Source organism: Candidatus Cloacimonadota bacterium (assembly GCA_034722995.1).
GTDB lineage: Bacteria > Cloacimonadota > Cloacimonadia > JGIOTU-2 > JGIOTU-2 > JAGMCF01.
Window position 1 is genome coordinate 1 of record JAYEOL010000070.1, and the last position, 7,429, is coordinate 7,429.

Genomic DNA, 7,429 nt, shown 5'->3' on the forward strand with positions numbered 1-7,429 from the left:
TTTAATAGATATCTCTCAAAATAATATTTTTGATTATAGCCTGGTATTAATAAGTACTATTGATGGCAAGTACTATTGATGGCTTTAAAAAAAATAATAAAAGAAAAATTATGATTTTGAGTAAATGGAAGTTTTCCAGATTGTGATAGTGTGAATTGTTCAATTGAATGTAATAGTATGAAATTTATAAATAATAAAAAAAAGTTTGACATTATAATTACAGATTTTATAAATAACAACAAATTAAAAAAAGAGACCGCCTATATTAATTTGATACTATCAAAGTAATATTTAACTTAAATATTCTATCTTAATTAATAATTCTATATCAGGATTATATTTTATCAATATATAATAAATGAAAGAGAAAATTAGAGTATCATTTGTAGCAACTTATTTTATACTTCTTGCTTTTTTGATAGTAATATTTCTTAAGCAAGTTAGAGCCCAAACCATAACTACACCTAATAATACGAAAGAAGAGGTTGAAATTCAGAATGTTGAAAACTTACAAAAGAATGAAAATGATACTCTTAAAATTAAGCAAGACTCGTTAAATATTGAAGATAGCAGCATTTATGAAGATTCACTACATATAACTTCAATTGATAGTATTATATCTGATACAACTTCCGCAGAATTTATACCTTCAGTCTCCCCGATTTCATCCATTCTCCGTAGTACTACGAAGGATGAATCGGGAAGCCCAGACGGAGAGGAAAATTATACAACCATTATTGATACCTCCTATTCTCACTTTATTCCAAGTTTGTTTAAAAAGAAGTTACTAAATAGATATATAAATTACGATGATAGTAATGCAGTCTTCACTTATTTATATCATAAAGAATTTCCTCCTTATATTATTGATTATCATTTTTTGATAGATAGATTATATTCTTTTTCAGAAGAAATAGATATGGTGGAGAATAATGCCTTGATAAATATTAGATTTGGTAAGGCAGAGATTATTCCACCTTTTTCTGTACCTCTAGAAAAATTTTGGGAGCTAAAGCGTTGGAAGAAATTTCAAGAAAGTTTTTATAATGAGCTTTTACAATCTAAGTTAGGAGGGGAACGAATAAGAGATTTAGAAGGCATAATTCCGGATATTGAATTTCCTAAGATAAAGATGCCAGGGGCAATGCGAAGATTTTTTGGCGATAATATTGGAAGACTCAGAGTAACGGGCTCACAGAAAATTACTATAGGTGGCACAAAAACAACTCATAAGCCCAGGCTTGATAAAGAAAGCACGCGCAGGAGCATTTTACCAGACTTGACAATGAAACAAGACCTGAATTTAGGAATAAACGGGACTATTGGTGATAAAATTAAAGTTGATGTCAAACAGACATCTGAGGAATCTATTTTTAAGAAGAATAAGATAAGTATTAAGTATGAAGGCGATGAAGACGACCCAATAAAATTAATAGAAGGTGGGGATACACGTCTCTCACTTTCTGGTTCACATTTTATTAGCTATTCTGCATCATCAGAAGATTTGTTTGGGTTAAAAGGAAATTTTGAATTTGGTAAACTAAAACTCACAACCATAGTTGGCCAGCAAGAAGGAGAACAAGCTTCTGCAACTGCTACTGGCACCTCAATGGAGGATTTTACTGAATACAGAGATATGGATTTTGCCAGAAATAAATATTTTTTCATTGGAAGCCCTGATACTGATGATCCTAATACAATATTTCATGAGGAAGATGGAAAATTAATTCCAACTGATACTTTAATGCCTAAAGAGGGTTCAGTCCGAGTATTTGTAGATGATAGAGGAACAGATCCAACATATATTCCGGGATATTCCATTGATGACCAGGGACATGAAGTTGAGTATGAATTTCAAGAATACCTCATTTCTCCGGAGAGTGCAGATTTTTTTGTAGATTATTTGAATTCTCCAGATATGATTGAATTTAATAAGTCAATTGGAAATAATTATATAATTGGTTTAATATATGAAGACAGGACTGGTCAGACTTATGGTCATGATTACGGGGACTCTCTTGAAGTAAAATTGATAAAAGAGGATTATACTAATGTGTCACAGGATAGTTTGGCTGCTGGCGGTGCTCTTTGGGATTATCAGTTAAAGAATATCTATTCTCTTGGCGGAAGAAATATTGAGAAACAAGGATTTGAAGTAGATATATACAGGTATCTTCCAGATGGAAAAAAGGAAGAAGGCATCATTACAGATACTACCTATACACCTTTTATTGAAATTCTTAATTTAGATAGAAATCGTGATGGTAGGGTTGATGACATTGATGGAACAGTTGATTTTGAAAAAGGTATAATAATGTTTCCAATGCTTGAGCCATTCAGGTCAGTATGGTTTGCAGAATATGATGCAACACTTGGAAATGATATAATATACGATAAGTTGAGACCTGATCCTGAGGACTATAATCCTTTTTATATCAGTGTAAAAATGAAAAGAACTGCAGGCCAGATTAACCTCGGTCACATAAATATTATTAAGAATAGTGAAAAGGTATATATTGATGGTGATTTAAAAAAAAGTGGGGTTGATTACACAATCGATTATATGAGCGGTACAGTGACATTGTTAGGAGATGCTGCTCTTGACCCCAATGTGCCTGTAAGAGTAAATTTTGAATACGAACCGCTTTTTGCTTTAGATAAGAAAAATATGTTTGGAGTTCGTGCAGAGTATAAATTCAATAAGAATGCTAAACTTGGTGCTACAATTATGTATGAATCAGGGTCAGTTAGGGACGAACGTCCAAAGGTTGGAAATGAGCCGAAAAAAATCCTTGTCGGTGATATTGATGGGAAAATCTCTATGGGTTTGCCTTTTATTACTAATTTAGTTGATAGGATGCCTTTAATCAAGACACAAGAGAAATCTACATTATCGCTCTCTGGTGAAATAGCGATGAACATTCCAAATCCAAATGCAACCGATAAACAGGAAGCATATATAGATGATATGGAAGGAGTTATTGAGGCATATCCATTAGGTACCGGACGTACTGATTGGACATTTGCCAGTTTTCCACTTAGTATTGAGCCAGAGGATTCCACAAGAGGGGATTTGCAGTGGTATAATCCGTATCACAAATTTCAAGCTAAGGATATTTATCAAGATTTAACAGAAACTGAGGGAAAAGAATATGTATCTGTCTTGGAGATGAAGTTACAGTCTGATACAACCTTATTTCCAAATAGTGAGCCTCCAATATGGGGTGGAATTATGAAAGCATTTGGTACTTCTCCTGTAGATTTTTCAAAAAAGGAATTTCTTGAAATTACAATGAAGTCAGATGAAAATTATGGCGATTCCCTGTTTATAGATTTAGGATTTATGAGTGAGGATTACTATCCAATTTTACATCCCAATAGTGAGTTAGATGAAGAAGATGGATGTGTCAATGGTATCAAAGATGGTGAACTGGATATTGGAGAGGATATTGGTCTGGATAGAGTAAAAGGTAATGATCCATCTCCTCCCAAAAACCATTCCCAGGATGGCACTCCAGGAATTGATGATGGTAATGATGACTATAATTATGACCCAGGTTCATATGACTATGATAAAATTAATGGGACAGAAGGGAATAATCATCTTGATACCGAGGATTTGAATAGGAATGCTAGGTTAGACATAAAAAATAATTATTTGCAATATGCTATAGATTTAAGTAGTTTGGATATAAACTCTGAAATAGTAATTTGCGAATCTGAGAATAAAGAATGGAAATTTATTCGTATTCCATTGCAAGATTCAACATACTTTATAAAAAAAGGTAGCGGAGATGTTGACTTTTCTCTGATAAAATATGCACGAATATGGGCGAAGAGTGATTCGTCCGCATCATTAACTATTGATCTTGCCGCTATTAATGTTGTTGGAAACAAATGGAAAGCATCTGCGATACTGGATACTAATCTTGTTGTGGTTGACTCTATGTATTTAGGAACCAATGAGGAATTTGAAATTGCCACAGATAATAATAAGGAAAATCCAGATTATACTCCTCCACCAGGCTCAATTGATAAAAGAGAGGAAAAAAGAACTAAAGAGAAACAAATTGAGCAATCCATCTTTCTTGATTGCAAAAATATTCAACCTAATCGTTATCTTTATGCAAGACAAAATTTTGTAAATGCTATAAATCTTCTTTTGTATAATAAAGTAAAACTTTGGGTTTATGGTCAGACTGAAGATTCCACTAAGTCCAATGAAGAAACTATAATTTTTAGATTAGGGGCTGACACATTGAACTATTATGAATGTAGAAAAAAGATTAAACTGTATGAAGACATTGAAGATAAGATGCTGGAAAAAAGGTGGCAGGATATTAGTATTGATTTTGTTGATTTTTCAGGATTGAAAAAGTCAGGCGTGCCTGATACAACTGCACATTTCAGAATTGTCGGTAATCCCTCTTTAGGTTATATTAAGCAGATTGCTGTAGGACTTATAAGACCAGATACTGGAGATTCTGAATTTAGTGGTAAAATTTATTTTGATGATATTAGGGTAGCCAATCCTTGTGATGAAATGGGCGTTGCTTCTCGTATAAGTTTCAGTACTAAAATAGCAGATATTGCAGATATAAGTGCTAGTTTTAGTAATCAAACACCAAATTTTTATACCTTAGGACAAGAGAGAGGGGGCGGAACTAATAGTTATAAATATACTCTTAGTAATAAGATTAGTCTGAATAAGTTTTTGCCTGGTTCGTGGGGATTTAATATTCCCTTAAGAGTCGATTATTCTTTTTCCGAAAGCAAACCACGTTTTCAACCGAATTCGGATGTTGAACTCACATCAGAGGCAGAAAAAGATTCTTTAAAAACATTGGCTGAAACTAAAACTGCATCTGTAAATTTTAGTAAAAGCAAGAAATCCTCAAACCCATTTGTAAAATATCTAATTGATAATTTAAAACTGTCAGCCAGAGCATCAAATAAAGTATCTTTATCACCAACAAGAAAAGATACATCTAAGGAATATAGTGGTTCGGTAAATTATAATTTGAGTTTTTCAAGGAATAATTCAATAGGTGTTTTTAAAGATTTCAAATTATATTATTTACCTCAGAAGATTAGTCTCAAACTTGATTATAATTATAGTCATTCTGATATTTGGACGAAACAATCTGGAGAGGGTGGTATATTTATAAACGAGAATAAAAATAAAAAGCCAGATGAAAAACTCAAACCGTTCTTTAAAATTGACTATGAAATCTTCTCCGATTTTAAAACAGATTATTCATTGAGGACAACACGAGACTTACAAAAGAGGAATCAGGTAAAAAATCTTAATATTGGTGTTGAGTCTAATAAAAATCAGAAAATTAATGTTGGGTATGCTCCGGGTTATTTAAAATTTATAAGTTTCTCAACAAACTATTCAACAGATTATGGTCAGATTCGCGGTGAGGATGATACGCTATTAATAGAATACGAGGTAAGTAATAACCGTTCTTTTGACGCAGGACTAACATTGAGATTTGATAAATGGGGCAAAGATTTGATGAAAGCTACGAAACTTTTATCATATTCAGAAAAAGAAGGTAATGGAGGAGAAAAGAATGATGAGAAGATTGAAGAAAAGGAAGAGGGAGCTAAGAATGACTTGCTTGATGAAACTGAGATTGAAATCGAAGAAATAGAAAATGAAGGAGAATTGGATTCACTTGAAATTCCCAAAGAAGAGAATAAAAAGGAAGTTAAAAAGATTACACCATTTAAGCGTATTGCTACAATCTCAGGCAAGGTAATTGGATTTGGAATAAAATCATTAGGCTCTACTAAATTAAGTTATTCAAATAAATATAACACAAAATATTATGATGTTCCCGGAGACTCACTTCCAGATTTTAACTATCAAATTGGTATAACGGACCTAAACTATGGAGATTTGAAATCTATCAATCAAACTGATAATATTTCCATATCAACTTCTAATCGTTTTAACATTTTGCCGACTCTTAATGCAGATGTTAAGGTCAATTACAAACAAACTTTCGTAAATAAAAATACAGGTAAAAGTAATTCTAATTCTTTAACTTTTCCAGATGTTACATTAACTTATAGTGGATTGGACAATATAATTCCCTGGGATTTAGTATCAAATTCCTCTGTATCAGGTGGGGTAAATCGTGTTGTAACCAAGACAGGTCCGACATTTCCCTCAGAGACAGATAAGATTACCATAAACTCATCATTTTCATTACCAATAAATATATTAAAAACTTTAAATCCTAAATTGTCGGGCAATTATACTCATACTTATGACAAAAATTCTAACACGAAAATTGAAAATAAAAACGATGAACTAAATCTTTTTGCCGGTATTAAATATTCCTTCCAATCTGAAAAAGGGATTAAAATTCCTTTACTGAAAAGAATTAAGGTGAAAAACAAATTAGATACGAGTTTAGATATTTCGTACAATTCAAATCTAAACCAGAAATATATACCTGCTAATAAAATATGGGATACGCCAGACAATAACAATGCTTTGAAAATTGAGCCGAGAATTTCGTATAGTTTTTCCCGAGATATTAATGGAGGGTTAACTGGAATATACAAATATTATAAGGATAAAAAAAAGGGTGAATCTACTCAAACCACAGAGTTAAATATTTGGGTTGAGTTTAAATTTTAGGAGATTGAAATTTGAAACCGGAAACTGGAAATTTGTCCAGCGAAGACAGATCCGCATCTGGCGGAAAATGGAAAACCAAGAAAAATAATCAAATTTCAAATTTCAAATTTCAAATATCAAATAAAAGACTGATTGCAATCGGAGATATTCACGGGCAATTCAAAATGCTTGAACTTCTTATGAAGAAGATTCAACCAAAAGAGTCTGATAAATTTATATTTCTCGGAGATTATATTGATAGGGGACTTCAAAGTAAAGAAGTTATAGAATTCTTGCTTGAGTTCTCTACCAAGTTTGATTGTATTTTCTTACGAGGCAATCACGAGGATATGTTGCTTGCGTTTCTTCAACTTGATGAAAAAGCAATGTACGGAGAATCTTATCAGTATAATGGAGGAGAATATACTGCGTTTTCTTATGCTGGGGATAATGCGGTATTAGAGGATTTGAAACACACCTTTCCAGAAGAGCATATTAAATTTTTGAAAAGCCTGAAATATTATCATATTGAAGATAACTTTCTTTTTGTGCATGCAGGAATTATGCCTGGAATTCCGATTGAAGAACAAAAGTTAGATGACTTGGTCTGGATTAGAGAACAGTTTATCTATTATCCCACAGGAATTGATAAAGTTATTGTATTTGGTCATACTCCGTTAGATAGAGTATTAATTAGCGATGATAAGATAGGATTAGACACTGGGGCTGGATATTTTAAAACTCTTAGTGCGATTGAACTTAATACAAAAGAAGTCTATTCTGTTAAATGGA

General features: G+C 32.3%; 2 protein-coding genes. Both read left to right on the plus strand.

Annotation, left to right across the window (positions count from 1 at the left end; genetic code table 11):
• The first annotated feature begins 358 nt into the window (after positions 1 to 358).
• A complete protein-coding gene (sprA, locus tag U9R23_07930; protein MEA3476350.1) occupies positions 359 to 6,658 on the plus strand; it encodes a cell surface protein SprA in 6,300 nt (2,099 codons plus the stop codon).
• An 11-nt stretch (positions 6,659 to 6,669) separates the two neighbouring features.
• Positions 6,670 to 7,429 (plus strand): metallophosphoesterase family protein (locus U9R23_07935; GenBank protein MEA3476351.1); only part of this gene is annotated, 760 nt, incomplete at its 3' end.

What these genes read in the sequence shown, in the direction of transcription:
- sprA (MEA3476350.1), top strand. Translation starts at nt 359, where the DNA reads ATGAAAGAGAAAATTAGAGTATCATTTGTAGCAACTTATTTTATACTT.